General features: G+C 55.6%; 17 protein-coding genes. All 17 read right to left on the reverse strand.

Annotated elements, in window-relative coordinates; all coding sequences use genetic code 11:
- On the reverse strand, positions 1 to 4,166 hold a 4,166-nt coding region (locus DWV16_RS16695; protein WP_255420080.1), incomplete at its 3' end, for a collagen binding domain-containing protein.
- 143 nt (positions 4,167 to 4,309) lie between these two features.
- A complete protein-coding gene (locus tag DWV16_RS16700; protein WP_118480445.1) occupies positions 4,310 to 5,383 on the reverse strand; it encodes a CAP domain-containing protein in 1,074 nt (357 codons plus the stop codon).
- 172 nt (positions 5,384 to 5,555) lie between these two features.
- Positions 5,556 to 6,266, reverse strand: coding sequence for a class D sortase (locus DWV16_RS16705; RefSeq protein ID WP_158572957.1), 711 nt, complete (start codon positions 6,264 to 6,266; stop codon positions 5,556 to 5,558).
- Between the two features lie 2 nt (positions 6,267 to 6,268).
- Positions 6,269 to 7,411, reverse strand: coding sequence for a hypothetical protein (locus DWV16_RS16710; RefSeq protein ID WP_118480449.1), 1,143 nt, complete (start codon positions 7,409 to 7,411; stop codon positions 6,269 to 6,271).
- Positions 7,408 to 7,899, reverse strand: a complete 492-nt coding sequence (locus DWV16_RS16715) for a type II toxin-antitoxin system RelE/ParE family toxin (protein ID WP_118480451.1) — start codon at positions 7,897 to 7,899, stop codon at positions 7,408 to 7,410. The genes DWV16_RS16710 and DWV16_RS16715 overlap by 4 nt, the downstream gene beginning before the upstream one ends.
- Positions 7,896 to 8,297: a hypothetical protein gene (locus DWV16_RS16720; protein ID WP_118480453.1), complete on the reverse strand. Its 402-nt coding sequence runs from the start codon at positions 8,295 to 8,297 to the stop codon at positions 7,896 to 7,898. The genes DWV16_RS16715 and DWV16_RS16720 overlap by 4 nt, the downstream gene beginning before the upstream one ends.
- A gap of 85 nt (positions 8,298 to 8,382) precedes the next feature.
- Positions 8,383 to 8,931, reverse strand: a complete 549-nt coding sequence (locus DWV16_RS16725; protein ID WP_118480455.1) for a molecular chaperone GrpE — start codon at positions 8,929 to 8,931, stop codon at positions 8,383 to 8,385.
- A gap of 1 nt (position 8,932) precedes the next feature.
- On the reverse strand, positions 8,933 to 9,922 hold the full coding sequence (locus DWV16_RS16730) for a ParB N-terminal domain-containing protein (RefSeq protein WP_158572958.1): 990 nt from the start codon (positions 9,920 to 9,922) through the stop codon (positions 8,933 to 8,935).
- Positions 9,909 to 10,718, reverse strand: a complete 810-nt coding sequence (locus tag DWV16_RS16735; protein WP_118480459.1) for a ParA family protein — start codon at positions 10,716 to 10,718, stop codon at positions 9,909 to 9,911. The genes DWV16_RS16730 and DWV16_RS16735 overlap by 14 nt, the downstream gene beginning before the upstream one ends.
- A gap of 154 nt (positions 10,719 to 10,872) precedes the next feature.
- Positions 10,873 to 12,399, reverse strand: coding sequence for a stage IV sporulation protein A (gene spoIVA / locus DWV16_RS16740; protein ID WP_118480461.1), 1,527 nt, complete (start codon positions 12,397 to 12,399; stop codon positions 10,873 to 10,875).
- A 30-nt stretch (positions 12,400 to 12,429) separates the two neighbouring features.
- Positions 12,430 to 13,962 (reverse strand): SPOCS domain-containing protein, encoded by a 1,533-nt coding sequence (locus tag DWV16_RS16745; protein ID WP_066453029.1) that lies wholly within the window; start codon positions 13,960 to 13,962, stop codon positions 12,430 to 12,432.
- A gap of 153 nt (positions 13,963 to 14,115) precedes the next feature.
- Positions 14,116 to 14,367 carry a hypothetical protein gene (locus DWV16_RS16750; protein ID WP_066453027.1) on the reverse strand — a complete coding sequence of 84 codons (252 nt, stop codon included), beginning with the start codon at positions 14,365 to 14,367 and terminating at the stop codon, positions 14,116 to 14,118.
- 141 nt (positions 14,368 to 14,508) lie between these two features.
- The gene (spoVM, locus tag DWV16_RS19900) at positions 14,509 to 14,592 is read right to left on the reverse strand and encodes a stage V sporulation protein SpoVM (protein WP_118480463.1); all 84 of its coding nucleotides are present in this window, start codon (positions 14,590 to 14,592) and stop codon (positions 14,509 to 14,511) included.
- 33 nt (positions 14,593 to 14,625) lie between these two features.
- The gene (locus DWV16_RS19170; protein ID WP_154018789.1) at positions 14,626 to 14,787 is read right to left on the reverse strand and encodes a hypothetical protein; all 162 of its coding nucleotides are present in this window, start codon (positions 14,785 to 14,787) and stop codon (positions 14,626 to 14,628) included.
- 121 nt (positions 14,788 to 14,908) lie between these two features.
- Complete coding sequence (locus DWV16_RS16760; RefSeq protein ID WP_066453026.1) at positions 14,909 to 15,148, reverse strand: helix-turn-helix domain-containing protein; 240 nt, start codon at positions 15,146 to 15,148, stop codon at positions 14,909 to 14,911.
- A 682-nt stretch (positions 15,149 to 15,830) separates the two neighbouring features.
- Positions 15,831 to 16,013 (reverse strand): hypothetical protein, encoded by a 183-nt coding sequence (locus tag DWV16_RS16765; RefSeq protein WP_066453025.1) that lies wholly within the window; start codon positions 16,011 to 16,013, stop codon positions 15,831 to 15,833.
- 3 nt (positions 16,014 to 16,016) lie between these two features.
- Positions 16,017 to 16,520, reverse strand: a complete 504-nt coding sequence (locus DWV16_RS16770) for a stage V sporulation T C-terminal domain-containing protein (protein WP_255420081.1) — start codon at positions 16,518 to 16,520, stop codon at positions 16,017 to 16,019.
- Positions 16,521 to 16,588: the final 68 nt, after the last annotated feature.

The raw sequence follows: 16,588 nt of genomic DNA on the forward strand, positions 1-16,588 counted from the left end.
TCCTTCACCGTGACGGTGCGGACGGTCTGGTCGAGCACATAGCCGTCGGGCGCTTTAATTTCTTTGATCTTATATCGGCCATCCTTGAGATTGCTGTTAAATGGGATGCTGCCGTTCTGGTCGGTGGTGTATTCCCCAAGCAGGTTGTCTTTCGCGTCGTAGAGTAGAAATACCGCGCCGTAGAGTGGTTTTCCGGTTTCGGCGTCCACCTTGACAATGCGCAGCGAGCCAAGGGGTTCATTGGGGATCTCCACGGTGGTCGTTTTTCCCGGCAGCAGTTCGATGGCGCGCACGGTGTTGTCCAGCAGGTATCCGGCCGGCGATTTGACCTCCTGAATGAAGTAGTTTCCGGCGGGCAGCTCCCGCACATAGATTTCGCCCTGCGCCGATGTGGTATAGGTACCCACCTCCAGCCGCTTTTCATCGAACAGTTTGAAGGCTGCTCCTTCCAGCGGGGCACGGGTTTCGCTGTCCAGCTTGACGAGGCGCAGGTTGCCATAGGGAATGTTGTAGACCTCCACAGTGTTGAGTTTTCCGCCCTCCACGTGGATGTTCTGGGGTGTGCTGTCGGGGATGTAACCCTCCGCCGCCTTGATCTCGGTGATGATGTAGTCGCCGGGAGCTAGGTCGGGGATGTAGAAAGTGCCGTTCTCGCCGGTGGTGAAGGTTCCCAGATCCTTCTTCGCGCCGTTCAGCAGCTGCATCACGCTGAACATCGTCCCTTGAATGGGCTGGCCGGTGACCTTATCCAGCTTCAGGAGCTGCAAGCCGGGCTTGGCGGTGTTATAGAATTCCACCTGCCGCGTCTTTCCGGATTCCAGCGTGATGGTTTGCGGCGTCATATCCAGCGTGTAGCCGTCCGGGCTGCGGATCTCGGTGATGATGTACGCGCCGGGCGCAAGGCCCTCGATGGTGATGAGGCCGTCCTTGCCGGTGGTGTATTCGCCCACCAGCGCGCCGTCCGCCTGCGTCACCCTGAATTTGGCGCCCAGCAGGGCTTTGCCGGTGCCGGTATCCAGCTTCAGAATTTGCAGCATCGGCTTTTGGTAGTTGACAAATTCCACCTGCGCGGGTCTGCCGGACTTTACCTCCACATTGATAGGAGTGGATGAGAGCACATAGCCGTTTGGAGCCTGCACTTCTTCCACGACGTACCAGCCGGGTTCGGCGTAGGGGATGATGGCGTAGCCGGTGCGCCCGCTGGTGACGGTACCAACCATCGCGCCGTTCATGGTGGACACCCGAAACTTTGCCCCGGCCAGCGGTTCGCCGTTTTCATCCACCTTTTGAATGTAGATGGGTGATTTCGGCGTATTGGTGAGTTCCACTTTATATGCCTGGCCAAATTCAATCGTCACCTCATGGGTGGCGGTATCAATGTTGTAGCCGTCGGGGGCCACAATTTCGGTGATGAGGTAGCGCCCGGGGGCGATGTTCTCCAAACGCACCATGCCGTCCGCGTCGGTGGCGTATTCGCCCACCAGCTTGAGACCAGCTTCGGTTTTCTGCTCGATGCGGAATTTGGCATATTGCAGCGGCGTTTTGGTCACGCTGTCCAGCTTGAGGATGGTCAGGGAGGGCTTTGCTTCGTTGAACAGTTCGATGACTCCGGATTTTCCCGCCTCCAACAGAATTTGATGGGCGTCGGTATCCAGCAGATAACCCTCGGGAGCGTTGGTCTCCAGAATGGTGTACCAGCCGTCCTTCAGGCCGGTGAGCGTGGCCTTGCCATCCCTGCCGGTGGTCACGTCGCGGTAATCCGCGCCGTTGTTCCACGAAACGCGGAATGTCGCACCCTTCAAGAAGGCTCCGGTCACCTTGTCCTTTTTGACGATCTCCAGGGCGGGCATCTTGGAATCCGCCACCGTGAGTGTGTGGACGCGGCTCTCCTTGAGGACGATTTCCTGCCGGTAGCCGGAATTGAGGTAGCCCTCGGGCGGCTCCAGTTCCTCCACTATATAGGTTGTGCCGATCTCAAGGCCTTCCAGCAGCGCCGTACCGTCCTCGCCGGTCTTGATGTCCCAATAGTTGTTGGTCATTGTGTCGGTGATCCGGAACACCGCGCCCGGCAGCTTGAGCGTGGGGGTCTCGGCGTCGATCTTCGTCACCTCGATGGCGGGTTTCTTTTTGTTGACAAAGGTAATTGTGTATTGCTTATTGTCGTCAGTGGCATAGATATAAAGCTCCTTGATGGGATTTTCGTCCAGCAGGTACCCCTCCGGCGCCTTCTTTTCCTCGATGACATACAGCCCCTCGGAGAGGTAGTCGCGGAAGATTGTACCGTTTTCGTCGGTGGTTTCGCTGAGCAGCACCTCGCCGGAGCCCCGCCGCAATTCAAACACCGCACCGGCGATGGGCTTGCCGTCCGGGTCCACCTTCTTGATGGTCAGGCCGTCCTTGCGGTAGTTGCGTACCTCCTTGCGGATGACCTGAGCGGATTGGAGCGCAACCGTCTGCTTCTCATCGTTGAGATGATAGCCGTGGGGCGGCTGGGTCTCCTGAATGACATAGGTGCCGGGCGGCAGATCCTGAAAGTAGGCGACGCCGTCCGTGCCGGTCACTTCAAGGCGGTCGATGTGCTGGGGCTCGCCCAGGTCGTCGCCCCAAAGGTGGATGGTCGCCCCCGCCAGCGGCGCACCGGTGTTGGCGTCCTTTTTGACGACCTCAATGTCGCCGGTGATGCGCCGGTTGACAAATGTGACGGTGGTTTCCCGGTCTCCCTCGATGAAATCGGCGAATTCCTCTACCTGCGGGTCGCTGGACACCTCCGCGCTGGAGGAGGATGTGGATTCCGCCACCACGTCGCCGCTCTCAATCTCAATGACCGTGCTGCTGGTGTTTTCGGTGGTGATTGTCACCGTCCAGGTTTCCACATGGGTGACGCGGGTGTAGGTCGGGTGGACGACCGCCGTTTTGGGGGTGGGGTCGCCCTCATAGTAACGAGGCGGGACAACTTCCGTAACGGTCACGGTTGCCGGGTCATGGTTGTCTCGGGGATGGGTCCAGGTGAACAGGCGCGCGCCGTTGTCCACCTCCCAGTTGTTGACGCGCACATCGGTGCCGTCGGAGAACTCGACCACGATGTTGAACAGGGCGCCGTCCAAGCTCTTTCCGTCCTGATCGTGTTTGCGGATGGTGATCTGGCCGATGGCGTCGGAATATTCGTAGGTCTTCCGGTTGCGCACCTCGGTTTCGGTCACCACATCGGTTGTGACCTCGATGTGGTATTTGTCCTCGGGGTATTCAGGCGGTTCCGGAGGCTCAGGGGGCTCCACATCTGTGTTGTAGGTGATGATGTTCTGCGTGCCGCCGCCGAATTCTTTGTATTGGTAGCGCAGGCCACTGTAGCTGTTGCCGCCGTTTCTGATCTCGTCCGCGGCGTCCGCGCCCGGGGAGCCGCCCCAACTGGTGACGCTGGTGCCCATCACGCGGCACCAGATCAGCACCTGCGTCGCGATATACTCTCCCTTTCCCTTGGAGGATTTATCGAAGTTGGCAAGATACTGCTTGATGGTGCTGTCGTTTCCGCTGGTGATCTCATGGTAGCTGCCCGAAGGGGACAGCCCGTTCCACTCGCCGCAAAACGCGACTTCACCGTTAAAATAGATTTTGGGGATGGGGCTGCCGATATAGGCGCCGTTGGCAAAGGTAATGTGGTCGCCCGACCATGTGAGCGGCGTGGTTTCCGGCACATTGGCGACTCTCGCGGCCCGAGCCCGTTGATTGAGCGAGGGCCAGGTCAGCGCCTCTTTTTGATATTCCTGCAGCCAGCTGTCCTTCAGACCGGACGTGCCCAGTGTTAAATCGTCCTCGGGAATTTCACCCGGCTGCTCCGCCTGCGTGTCACCGGTGGAAGAACTGCTTTCGTCCGTTGGCGGCGTCTGTTCCCCTTCTACGCCGCCGGAAGGAACTTCGGCCGGTCCCGAAGAGGATGATTGCTCCTCTTCGGATTCACCGGGGGAAACGATCTCTCCTGTGCCCGAATCGGAAACCGGGGGACTGTGATCCTCCTGTTCGCCCGGCATGACGCCCACCTCGGACCAGCCTGAGCCGGTCTCGCCCGCAATGGGGTCATCGACGGCCGCCATTGCGGGAACTTGAAAAGTTCCAAACAGCATGGTGGCACATAAAACCAGGCTGAGAAATCGCATGATGGTTTTTTTCATGGCGTTTGCACTCCTTTGTTTTTCATAAAAAAGAGGCCGCCTCACACGCGAGTGAGGTAGCCTTCTGTCTATATAAAGCCGTTTTCCAGACAGCGGATATAAAAAAGAGCCTGATTTCTCAGACTCTTTCAAAAGTTATAAAGTTATAAGCCGAACGTAATGACCCAATACAGGACCCCACTCTCATCTTGATAGCAACCGGATCCGATTCGTTGGTATGGAAAGCGGCCGCTCTCATCTAAGATCGCATCTCTATGCGGATCGGAATCCATCCACGCTTCGACAGCTTCGAGAGGGGTGTCCCTTCTCATTACAATACATTCGCTTTTTTCCTTGGTCCCATCCGGACGCACATGGCTGTATTGTATGGACAATTCCTCGGCACGAATTTCGGAATGAGAAGTAAGTGAGGAATCAATCTGCAAATTCTCCAAACCAATATCTTCACGTTTTTGATTGATTAGATCGATCACCTCAAGCGCATAAGCATCTGTGTCAACATCCTGAGCGGAGGCCCCTCCGCTGTTGGAACTGTTGGATGCACGCTCGGTTGTGTCGGCCATATATTGGGAAACGCCGCGATATTCATTGAACTGCTCCGCAAACCAAAACTCCCACTCGCCGCCGTTGCCCGGAGCGTCCCCAGCACCCGTCTGGTACTTTTCGATGATGGCGTTCATCGCCGCACCGGAGATGCTGCCGAGATAATCCCCATCTTCGGCGACGAAGTAGTATTTGGTGATGGGCCATCCGGTTCCGGCCGCCCTTACCGCAGGGGTATCCTTGTCCGTCACCGTCACCGTGCAGCCCTCAAAAACCGTACCGGCGTTCTCTTTGGCCGCAGGTGCGGCGGGCGGCGGGGCCTCGGAGGCCTTGACCGCCGTCGCGGTGGAGGAAGCATCGGATTCCGGGGTGGGAACCGCCGTCGCGGAGGAAACGGGGGCCTCCTGCGCGCTGGCAGGTTCTGGCTCACTGGTTGATTTCTCTGCGGACTGCTTCAGCGCCGCGCTCAACTCTTCCACCAGCCTGCGCAGCTCGTCGATTTCGTCCTGCCGCGCCGCGCTGCTTTGAGCTGATCCATCGGCGGCATTTTGCTCCATGGGTTCTGCCGCTGGGGCGGGCGTACCTAATTGAAAATAACCGCTGAGAACAGCATAAAAAGCACCGGCTCCAACAACGAGCAGGGCGGCAAGGCCCACAAATATCTTGCGTTTCATCTCGCAATCCTCCTATCTGTCAGTCGTTTTTATTTGAAAGCAGCTACTTTTCAACTTCATTGTAGCAGAGGAATTCCCGATTGCAAGCGAACAGCCTTTGCCGCCCATATTTATTTTTCGCCGTCTTTGCCGGTGAAATAAAAGCGGGATTTTCATGTGCCCTTGCCTGACTTTATTGCACTTGCTCCGCCTGTACCATCAGGCGCTTGTCCGGCTGACCGCTGATACAGGTGATGAGCGTGATCCTGTTTTCCGTGCTGCGCGAGAGGCCGTTCCAATCGTCCGCGGAGATCGTTTTGACTTTGGTGACGGCATAATTGCGGGCGCCCAGCGCGGTTTCGTAGGTGAGCGTGTCACCGGCAGAAAGCTGATGCAGGTTCTTAAAATAGCCGTCCGTCCCGTTAAAATTGACATTGTGCGCCGAAATCCCCACATTGCCGTCCCATGCGCTGGTGGATTTGAAATGCGCCGCCCCCAAATCCATGGCTTCCATCTCATCGGCCGCCTCATAGACGTTTACCGTCAGCTGCAGCTCCGGGATGGAGAGGATGCCGATGCTGCCGTCCTCCGAAAAGGCCGCTTTTTCCGGCAAAGTAAAGGCGTTGTAGGTGACGGTGGCGTCCTCCTGCCAGATGTTTTCCGGTGTGACGCCGGTGTTCTGAGGGGCGTCCGCGGTTGTCCGCCGCGTTTTATCGATCACCTTGACCGCGCCCGCGCCGTGGATCTCTTCCTCAGGCATTGCTTCAAAGTCTGTTTCGGGCGCCGGCGAAACGGTGTACTGCGGTGTTTGCAGCTCATTTGGCTGCGCGGGAATTTCATCGGCGCAGCTGGACAGCCCGACCGCCGCGCAGAGCAGCAGAGCCATGGCAAATTGCTTTTTCATCTTCATGCCTCCTCAAATTCATCGGCGGCAACGGCGCCCACCTTCAGCTTGCAGCCGTAGCCATTGTTCACCATCCGGTGCTCCTTGACAGTGCCGTCGGCGCAGATCACCCGGATAAACTGATTGTTGAGCCGCTTGGCGGCAAACCGGTCGATAACCACCAGATAATCGCGGCTGATCCCGCCAAGGCTGGGAGCGGTCAGGTCGATGATGGGATCAATGTAGGACACCTTGACACGCTGCACAACCCGGTACTGCCCGTCGATCAGGGCGTAGATTCTGGCGTTCTTGCGCTTGTTCCAGAGCAGAACCAGGCAGCCGGAAAGCGTAACCACCCCCACGCTGGTAAGAACGTAGGGCAGATAATCGGGGGGCGGCAGCGGAATTGGGCTTCCTTCGTAAACCACGGCGTAAGTCACGCTGTCCAGCGTATTCTTTTGCACCTCGCCCAGATAGGTGGCGGTGGAAATGTAGCCGGACACGCTGACGCCGGTGGCGGTCCCGCGATAGGAGGCGAGGGCGCGGTAGTTGCCGTCCCCCAGTTCGGTCCAGTCCACATCTACCAGCTGAAGATCCGTGCCGTTTTTGGTGATGTTCTTGGGGATGTTGTAGGTGTCGTTGCGATCCATGCCGGTGTATTCCCGCGTATCGGTGACGGCGTAGGTATAGTTCTGCTTGCCGGCAGCCTCGGTGTAAATGGAAGCGGCGTCGAGTTGAAGCTGCCCCTGATAGCCGTCCTGATCATAGTCCAGCAGCGGCGCGAGGCGGGCGATTGCGCCGTCCTTTTGCTCATGGGAAACCGTGACGGTTTCGCTTGCCAGCTTGCTTTGCTTTTGGCTGTTCTCGGACACCATCAGCAGATAGCTCTTTTTGTAGTTAAATCCGTTCTGCTGGAAATCCGGCTCCACCAGCTGTTCGGAGTCATAGCCCGGGGCGGCTTCCCAAGTTTTGATGATGCGCTGCTGGCCGTCCTCGCTGACGACGCGCACATCCTTTAGTACCGGAGCGCCGGCGGCGGCAGAGCCTTCCTCATCTGTGAAGACCAGCACTTCCGATGGGTCGTCCGGTTCCTTTTCCTGTGCGTAGGCGGTGGTGCTCATGCCGGCCACGAGCAGCAGCGCCAGAAGCAGGGATACTCGTTTCATTTCTTTTCCCTCATTTCTTCAAAATTAAGTGCAAAACAGTTGCGGCTATGGCAGCCAGCGCCACCACGGCCACCATGGTTGCTCTCGTTCGTTTTCGCGGCATTTGCATCCTCCTTCCACTGGTATTCGGTCAGGCCTCCCTGTGCGTTGTTTATTTGATGGAGCATCCGCAGGGATGACTCCAGCGCCTGCATGGTGTTGCAGTCGTGCTTTTTCACGAAGGGATGCAGAATAATGACATTCCCGGCGGCGTCAAGGGTAAAAATAATGCGCACCAGAATGCGGATGCGCTCGCGGAATTCGTAGAGGTCTTTATAGCGCTCGATATTGAAATGCTTTACATGCGGCTCGGTCATATAGTCTGGAAACCGCGCGAGGCAGTACAGGCCGTGCCTTAGCTTCTGCCGCATCTTTTCGTCGGTGACCGCCAGAAAGCGCAGAAAGGGGACGCCGCCGTCCGGTTCGGTATAGAGATAGATTTTCCTCATGTGTTTTGCACCTCCAGCAGGCCGTCGGCGGACAGATATTCCCGCCAATCCTCAAAGAAAGCAACCAGGAAATAAGTCAGGCAGTCGGCGTCCTTTGCCAGCAGCTGTATAGGTTTTGGAACCGGCTCCCCGGCTTCCTCATAGGCTTTGAGCAGACGGGTATGGATTTGCGAAAGCTGGCAGGGGAAAGGATTGGCAATTGCTTCATTGTAAAGGCTGAGCGCCGAAAGCTTATCCAAGTCGTCGTACAGGCAACCGGAAGTGACCGACGCCAGCATTTCCAGCCCCATCACCTCGGGGCAGCCGTCTATATCAGTTAGGCCCATGCGGTAAAGGCGAAGAAATTGTGCGTCCGGCTTTTGCGGGCAAATACTGGGTTGGCGGTTAGAATCGTTCATGTTTTGGCTCTCCTTTTTTGATTTTGGGCAAAAGAAAAGCACCCGGCCCCGAAGGGTCAAGTGCTTAAAGCAGTATGGTGTAATTTTATGCGAGCGCTTTTTCCAGACTGGCCTTCCACCGGATAACCAGTTCCATTTCCTGTTCCAATGTGCCGATTTTGTTTTCCGCAGCGTTGCTTTTGAATGCCGCGAAGATTCCGTGGATATCCTTCTCCCAATCCGCGATATCTTCCTTGAAAGCCGAAACTTCATCCGCGCCGTATTCATCGGGATGTTCAAGCGTGTCGGCAAGATCCTCTTTGGCGGTTTGAATATCATTCCAGAGACCCACAACAACATCAAACTGGTCAGATTGAATGAGATACTGTGTGAAGGTGTGCTCAGGGAACATTCCGAACCAGCAGCGGTCAAACCATCGCTGCGCATAATCACGCTCGTCGGAGCCGTTGCTGTAGGTGCCGTCAACCAGATCGCCAATAAAGTTTTGCAGCAACTCCGGTACGGTAAGCCCGGCGGCGCCTGCTTTCTTAAAAATACGCTCCACGTCGGCATCCGACAGCTTCAGCGTAATCGCGCGTTCTTTGATGGTGATGATTTCAGCCTTTTGGTCCTTATGGTATGAAAACCTGTCCATTTCACCGCTCCTCCTGTCGTTGCTGCGAGAAGTACAATGCCAAAGCCTTTTCAATGGTGGTCTGGATTTCCTTGGCGGATTCCCCACGGGTGAAGTACCGCTTCACCGTGGCCGGTTGCAGTTTCACCACAGGACTTTTGGTAGAAACCTTTTTGACCGTTTCCTTTCCGGCGAGGATATCTGCGATTTTGTCCGCCGTGAGCTTCTTTTCCTGAAATCTCCGCTTGAGCAACTCCGCCTTGTCGATATCCACGCGATAACCGCGCTCGGTCATTTGGTGGAACACCTCCGCTTGCATATCTTCCGACAGGTAGGTGAGCGGAACGGCAACATAGTCGGCGATTTTTCCCTCATCTACAAGGTCGAGCAGGTTGGGGCAGAGGTGGGTGAGTCGGATCAAACGCTGTACCTCGGTCGCTTTAAGGCCGTATTGCTTGGCCAGGATGTCCCGTGTATATTCTCCCTGTTCAAATTTGAACAGCTTGCCGGAATCGTCCTGTTCATCAGCATTCACAGCTTTTTCAAGCGCCTCAATTGCCGCCACCTTCTTTTGCTCCCGACGGGTTTCTTTCAGCCCCTCCAGTTCCATTTTGAAAGCAAATGCCTTTTCGCTGGGCAGCAATTCATCAAGGCCGCGCTGCCGGTTGGAGTGGGTGATGATCAGCTTAGCGTCTCCATCGCTGACATTGTACATAACAACGGACGGGAGCTGCTTATTGCCGGCGATCCGGTTGCAGTGACGGCGGTTGTATCCCGCCAGCAGAGTGTAGCGGCCGGTTGGCTCTGCCCGCAGGATCACCGGCGACAAGACGCCGAATTCCCGGATACTGTCCAGCAGATCCGTATGGCGCTTCCCAGTATAAAGGCGATAGGGGTGGCCGGGAAATTCGTCGATGAGGGCGTCGTCTATCAGCGTGATCTCGTTTTCTGATATCTCGGCGCCGCCGAAGAGGGTGTCCAAGGTGGGCATGGCGTTTTTATCGCTTGCCATCCGCATAGCCCCCCTTCGCCAAAAATTCCTCACAGAATGCGGAAAAGGCGGCCGCCCCCTTGCTCTTAGGTGCATACTCAAAAATGGTCTGTTCCGCCTTTTTCGCGCGGCCGAACAGGGATGTGCGCGGGATGTTCGTTTCAAATACAGCGACGGCCTCGCCAAAATCCCGTTTGGTTTCCGCCATCATTTCGCGGCTGAGAATGGTGCGGTCCACCACCATGTTCATGAGGATGCCGTCCACCTCCAGCATATGCCGGTATTTCTTGCGTACAAGCTGGATGGATTTGACCAGCAGCTTGGTACCCTCATTGGAATCGCTCTCCAAAGTGGAGACGACAAGGGTGCTGTCGGCGGCGATGAGGGCGTTGACGGTGAGCACGCCCAGCGAAGGGCCGCAGTCGATGAGAATGAAATCATGGTCGCCGCGCAGCTCGTCCAGTATGTTTTTGAGGATATACTCCCGCCGCATGGCGCCCACCATCTCCATCTCCAAAACTGAGAGGGTTTCGTTGCAGGAAATGAAGTGCAGCTTGCCGCGCTGCTTGATATAACTTTCCCTGTCCGGCATGTCGAGATCGCGTATATCCGCCCACATGGGCTGGCAGATGGTGTTTTCATCCTTGGCCGGTGCGGAAATTCCCAAACCCTTTGACAGATTGGCTTGGGAATCAAAGTCCACCAGCAGGATGCGATAGCCCTTTTCCGCGAGAGCATATCCGAGGTTCAAGGTAATGGTGGTTTTACCCACACCACCTTTCCGATTAGCGACGGCGATGATCTTACAGTCACTCATGTACGATCCTTTCCTTTCTTTTTCCTACTTTGATGCATAACTCATAACTAATAGAGAGGTTTTTTACCAGCATATCGAATAGGACTAAATTTTGCCGTTATTTATAAAGAAACAACAGGAAGCTCCCTATCGTATTCGTCAAAATCCCGATTTATCACCTCAAATCCCTGAAAAAATTAGGACTAATTCGGCTCCCGCAGTCATGCGGTTTCTGAATTAGTCCTATTATATCTGGAAAGTTGATGATCCGTTCGATCGTCTCCTGCAACTTCAGGCGCGCGTCGCCCGGCATCCGGTAAAGCTTGTTGTGCAGCCCCTGATTGACCAGCTCATGCAGGCTGGTGCCGAAGATATTCGATTCCCAGATCTTCTGCGGGCTTTCCTCAAATTCGTGGAGCAAATAATGCACCAGTTCCTCCGACTGTTTTTCGCTGCCCACGATCGGGCTGACCTCGGTTGTGATGTTTGCGGACATCATGTGGATGCTCGGCGCGCTCGCCTTGAGGCGCACCCCGTACCGGCCGCCCTGCTTGACGATCTCCGGTTCCTCCAGTGTGAGTTCCTCCAAGCCCGGCATCACAATGCCATAGCCAGTCGCTGCTACCTCATCCAGGGCGGATTTCACCTTATCGTACTCCTTTTTCATCTGTGCAAGCTCGATGATGCAGGGCATCAGGGCGCTTTCATCCGGGATCTCAAGCCCGGTTGCTTCTCCCAGGATCTGATAAAAGAGGGCGTTGGGCACATCGACGCTCACTTTGGCGCAGCCGCTGCCCAGATCGACTCCATCCACCAGCACCCGGCTTACATATTCGCATCCATTGAGTCCGGTGATCTTCTTGTTCAGTTCCCCGATATGGGCGATATCCGCCGCCGTGTCATGAATCGCGCTGTAAAGCGCGCTGCGCAGCCAGTGGTCGGGGGCCAGAGCGGTTACCCAGCCAGGCAGCGTAACCGCAACCTCCCGCACCGGAAATTGGAAAAGCACATCGGCAAGCACCAATTTGATGTCCTCGTCGGAAAGGTCCATACAGTTAACCGCCACAACCGGGACGCTGTACTTCTCCTCCAGTTCGGCGCGCAGGGAAATTGCAGACGGTGCGGAGGGATTTACACAGTTTAAGAGGACGACAAACGGCTTGTTGATCCCCTGAAGCTCGTTTACGACCCGCTCCTCGGCTTCCGCGTATTCGCTGCGCGGGATGTCGCTGATGCTGCCGTCAGTGGTGACGACCAGACCAATGGTGCTGTGTTCGTTGATGACCTTCTGAGTACCGATCTCGGCTGCCATGTTGAAGGGAATCTCCTTATCGAACCATGGCGTCACCACCATGCGGGGCTGATCGTTTTCGATGTAGCCAAGCGAACTGGGCACGATGTAGCCCACGCAGTCGATCATCCGCACATTGAGGCTGGTGTTCTCCCCCAGGGAGATCTTAACGGCTTCTTCCGGGATAAATTTGGGTTCGGTGGTCATGATCGTGCGGCCCGCCGCCGACTGCGGCAGCTCATCGGTGGCGCGTTCCCGGACAAATTCGCTGCCGATGTTCGGGATGACCAGCGTTTCCATGAACCGTTTGATGAAGGTGGATTTACCGGTACGCACCGGCCCCACCACGCCTATGTATATATCGCCGCCCGTGCGTTTGGCGATGTCTTTGTAGATGCTCTGTGCCTCCATTGTTTCCTCCCCTTTCGGTATTTTCGAGCTTTATTTCATCGGGATGAGCAGCATCCTGCGTCCGCCCAGCGTGTCGCCTTCCAGCTCATTGCCCGCCCGGATTGCCTCGACCGAGGTGTTGTAACGCTTGGCGATTTCCCAGACCGGTTCCTGCTCGTCGGCGTAATAGAGGTACAGGATGTTTTCCTGACGCGGCTTTTGATGGGTTTCATCCACTGTGATGTCACAGATCACTTTTTTGCGGTACTGGTTATACATTCCGCCTTTGATTTTGATGTTGCAGCGCACTTCCATCTTATCGTGCCCGCTCATCGAGAAGGTTGCGGATTCCGCCTTCACCACTGGATGGAACACCATCGTATCGAACGCCGTCTTGACCGGGATCTTGTGGCTGAATTCGCGCAGCTGGTCGTAATAGGCAATTTCATCGTTCTCCTCGTAAACAAACATGCAGATATCGAGTTTTCCGGTGACCACCGCGCAGTCCTCTTCGATTTTTACATTCATCCCGGAGGGCACGCACCACAGGTCGACGATACTCTTCACGTTCTGGGGCAGATCAAGGGATTCCTTATACATGCAGTTTTCCGCCACCACATCAATAAGCTGCACAAACGGCACCTGTTTCTGATTCTGTTTGCATTCAAACTGAGTGGAGTAACAGTCGCAGCAGGTTTCGAGCTGCATTTTACGGTGGGCGACGGCGCAGGCGTTGAGGGTGATCTCCAGCCCGAACATGCGGCTTTCACCGTCGGAATTGTTTTTTGGGGTCACATCGATACCGCAGACGTCATACCAGGTGCTGCACAGGCAGTCCTCATCCACGCCTTCGATATCGATGATCTGGCTGACCGGCAGCGCATATTCCATCACTTCCAGCCGTTTGGGATCTTCCTCGCACTGGTAAATGATTTTTACCGCCGCCTCCCCCTTGGTGATGAGCTTGCCCGCGATCACCTTGTAGTCGGTGACCTCCGCGGTGGCGGCATACCGGATAACGCCGCCTACCGAGGGCTTGCCGTAACCGAGCTCGACATCCTCGCGCACGACCAGTTGGCGGGCCGCCTGTGGGAATACGCGTGTGTTCTCGACAGCCGTGCGGCAAAGCTGCATACCGAGGCCCTGCGCCCCACAGACCACCTGTTCCTCGGTCTGGCCGGTAACCCGTGCCGAAATACTGACTGCCCCTCGCATGTCGAGCCTTCTTTGGCTGACGGCGCGGCAGTTGAAATAGTCCACATTCTGCGTGACATTCACCGAAGGGTTCTGCGGCGCGGCGCGCAGTTCGATCATTTTGGTGTAGGGGATTTTATACTCCGCATGGCGAATACAGCCATCCTCCCCCAGATAATAAAGGTGCGCCACTGCCATTCCATCCACCGAAAGTTTATCCCCATTTACTGTACTGGAGAGCAGAAGCGGCATCACCTCGCAGCGCAGGATCTTCTGGATATCGGGACAGTAATCGGGCAGCAGCACATCGCATTCGAGCGGCTGCTCGGCTACGCCGTCGTATATGACTTCGTTGATACTTACGGTCTGTTTTTGCAGGTTAAGCTCCATAAATATACCCTCTCCTTCTGTTTGCTACCACAAATATATGTCCAACCTTAGGGTTATATGCCGTCTAACGGGCAAAAACACGCGGTTTGGCCAAAACGGCGTGGGCAAAAAGAAAAACCGTGCCGGGAATCCCCGGCACGGCAAATGAAACGCTTATTTTTTTGTATCCGTTACCCGTCTGATCACAGCGGCCAATAGCTGGCTGGCTGCGGTCACTGCGGCAACAAAGGCGAAGGCCTCGCTGTCAAACAGGAATGAAATCCCCAACATCCCGCAAATGAGTGCAAAAGCCAGCCCACGGGCGTCATTCCTGCCGCCTCCCCCGAATTTCCATGATAAAACCAGCTGAACAATCGCCGCGAAACACCAGGTGATGCCGATCGCCATCCCACTGCCTGTCAGCATATTCGATCCCTCCTGAAATATCCTTATAGAAAAGTCATTCTATCACCGCGCAACGCAAGCCAAACGAAAGCCCCACGCGGGAAGGCTGCCGTCCGGCAGCCTTCCCGCGTGGGGCTTTCGCACCCGCTTATGTAGGACTTTTCAGGCCGGTTCCTTTTTAATTTTAAAAAAGAACCGCAGGATAGGGGACAAAAACTTGGGGCTTTTGATGACAACAATTTTCATACTGCGACCAACCTTTCCTTCGATTGACTCGGATTACAGCAGCAGAATCCGAATGCCCAGCGCGATCAGAAGCGCGCCCGCCAGGATGAGTACCAGCTTCAGCGACGCGAACACCGCCAGCACAATCCCCAGGCCAAAGCCCGCGCAGCACCATGCCCAATGGTTGCAGTCGCAAAATTCTTTTCTCGGTTTCATCCACTCACCCCCGACAGCTTCTTAATTCCAGTATACGCATCCGGCATTTTTTGGTTCCTGCTGCGGCAAAGCCCTCCGCAGGACACAAAAAAGCCCCGGCCAGGGCCGGGGCGCGATTCTCTCAGGTTTCTTCCTCCAAATTTTCAAACAACGGGGAATCAAAAAACTGCCGCAAACTGATTTCCAACCCGTCACAGAGCTTTTTGATCGACACCACCCCGGGATTCAGGCTTTTCCCGTTCAGGATGCTGTAGATCGTTGAGGGTGAAACACCCGCAAGGTTTCCAAGTGCGTTGACTGCCATGTTGCGTCCATTGCACAGCTCGATAATACGCCGCGCAACCGCTTCCTTTGCATTCATTGAATCCGCCTCCATCCAGCAGGTCCATCGGTTTACACGCCTATCCAAACTGTATACTCTCAAAGAGGAGTTTTTCTGTATGTAACTTGCCGGCGGTCCGCAGGGCGTTTACCGGGTCCTTTCCCCACCTCTTGCCGCACATGTCCGGATCTCCATTAACACAGATTCCACACCTGTCTCCTCCCCTTCCATATCAGCGTTTTCCTTAATCTATAGAATATCATAATAGCGCAGCGATTTGCAAGCCGCCAAAGGCCCGGATCGTCCTGCGCATAAATTGGTATAATAGCCGCTCTGCGGTTATTATACCACAGATTCCACCGGAATGGAACAGGCTGTAAAATACAATCCCGTCATCTGTTTCCCATAAACCTTCCCGGCCCTCTAAAAAACGTCATCACGGATTGGACAGGCCCGCCTGACACGCACGGTACGATTTCACGCCCCGTAGTATGGGACTGATCCGATAAGGACATGATTTCCGTCCGCAGTCTGGAAAATGGCTGCTGGCGCTATTATGGAATTCCCCGAAATGAAAAGCCCCCAGCCGCAGGATAAAACCTGCAGCCAGAAGCTTTTCTTCGGCATTCTTTCCTCTGCCGCGGAGACCTCATATGCGCTGGCCGGCGAGGGATTCCAAACAGAATCAGGCGCCGGAAAACAATATGGAACCCATCTTCCTTTAAAGATCATCCGCATCCTGCACGGGAACCTCGCCGTAGTTGAGTGGTTTTCCGGTGTAGCTCCCGTTCGGATCAGTGTGGCTGGGCGGCGTTGAAATCATCTGTGAAACTACACGGCTCACACGGTTCTTCGCCTGCGGCGAAAGCTGTGCGTCACACGGCTTTTTTCCCTTTTCCGCCATGGTTTATTCCTCCATCTGGCGGCCGAGGAATGCCGCGCCCACCTGGATCAGTTTGATTTCGGTATCGGTCGCCGGGCTCGGGTTATCCCCCGCCAGGAACATCAGGCTCCCGCAGACATCGCCCGCTGCGATGATCGGTGCCTGTACCAGCGCAAAACGGTCGACACCTTCCACCGGCTGCATCTTTCGTCCGTCGCCGGTCACCGCAAAGCTGCGGCGCTGTTCCATCACTTCTTCGAGCTGCGGGGATACGCGGCGTTCGAGCAATTCCTTTTTGGGGATGCCCGCCACGCTGATCACATGGTCACGGTCGCAGACCACAACCGGATAGCCGCCGATTTTACCCAGGACCTCCGCATACTGCGATGCAAATGAGGAAAGTTCCCCAATCGGGGAATACTTTTTAAAGATCACTTCGCCGTCATTATCCGTATATATTTCAAGAGGATCGCCCTCTCTAATTCGCATTGTGCGCCGGATTTCTTTCGGTATGACTACGCGGCCCAAGTCGTCCCTTTATGTCAAGTAGGTGCAAAAAAAATTTACAAACTATCCGAAAAGCCTTTAATATCAAT

Origin of the sequence: Anaerotruncus sp. AF02-27, assembly GCF_003465835.1 — a bacterium.
Taxonomy (GTDB): Bacteria; Bacillota; Clostridia; order Oscillospirales; family Ruminococcaceae; genus Anaerotruncus; species Anaerotruncus rubiinfantis.

Excerpts from the sequence above, each read along its gene's own strand:
- DWV16_RS16710 (WP_118480449.1), bottom strand. The coding sequence starts at position 7,411 with ATGAAACGAGTATCCCTGCTTCTGGCGCTGCTGCTCGTGGCCGGCATG.
- DWV16_RS16745 (WP_066453029.1), bottom strand. The coding sequence starts at position 13,962 with ATGGAGCTTAACCTGCAAAAACAGACCGTAAGTATCAACGAAGTCATA.
- DWV16_RS16760 (WP_066453026.1), bottom strand. The coding sequence starts at position 15,148 with ATGAATGCAAAGGAAGCGGTTGCGCGGCGTATTATCGAGCTGTGCAAT.
- spoIVA (WP_118480461.1), bottom strand. The coding sequence starts at position 12,399 with ATGGAGGCACAGAGCATCTACAAAGACATCGCCAAACGCACGGGCGGC.
- DWV16_RS16725 (WP_118480455.1), bottom strand. The coding sequence starts at position 8,931 with ATGGACAGGTTTTCATACCATAAGGACCAAAAGGCTGAAATCATCACC.
- DWV16_RS16750 (WP_066453027.1), bottom strand. The coding sequence starts at position 14,367 with ATGCTGACAGGCAGTGGGATGGCGATCGGCATCACCTGGTGTTTCGCG.
- DWV16_RS16730 (WP_158572958.1), bottom strand. The coding sequence starts at position 9,922 with ATGGCAAGCGATAAAAACGCCATGCCCACCTTGGACACCCTCTTCGGC.
- DWV16_RS19170 (WP_154018789.1), bottom strand. The coding sequence starts at position 14,787 with ATGAAACCGAGAAAAGAATTTTGCGACTGCAACCATTGGGCATGGTGC.
- DWV16_RS16715 (WP_118480451.1), bottom strand. The coding sequence starts at position 7,899 with ATGAGGAAAATCTATCTCTATACCGAACCGGACGGCGGCGTCCCCTTT.
- DWV16_RS16700 (WP_118480445.1), bottom strand. The coding sequence starts at position 5,383 with ATGAAACGCAAGATATTTGTGGGCCTTGCCGCCCTGCTCGTTGTTGGA.
- spoVM (WP_118480463.1), bottom strand. The coding sequence starts at position 14,592 with ATGAAAATTGTTGTCATCAAAAGCCCCAAGTTTTTGTCCCCTATCCTG.
- DWV16_RS16705 (WP_158572957.1), bottom strand. The coding sequence starts at position 6,266 with ATGAAAAAGCAATTTGCCATGGCTCTGCTGCTCTGCGCGGCGGTCGGG.
- DWV16_RS16735 (WP_118480459.1), bottom strand. The coding sequence starts at position 10,718 with ATGAGTGACTGTAAGATCATCGCCGTCGCTAATCGGAAAGGTGGTGTG.
- DWV16_RS16720 (WP_118480453.1), bottom strand. The coding sequence starts at position 8,297 with ATGAACGATTCTAACCGCCAACCCAGTATTTGCCCGCAAAAGCCGGAC.
- DWV16_RS16765 (WP_066453025.1), bottom strand. The coding sequence starts at position 16,013 with ATGGCGGAAAAGGGAAAAAAGCCGTGTGACGCACAGCTTTCGCCGCAG.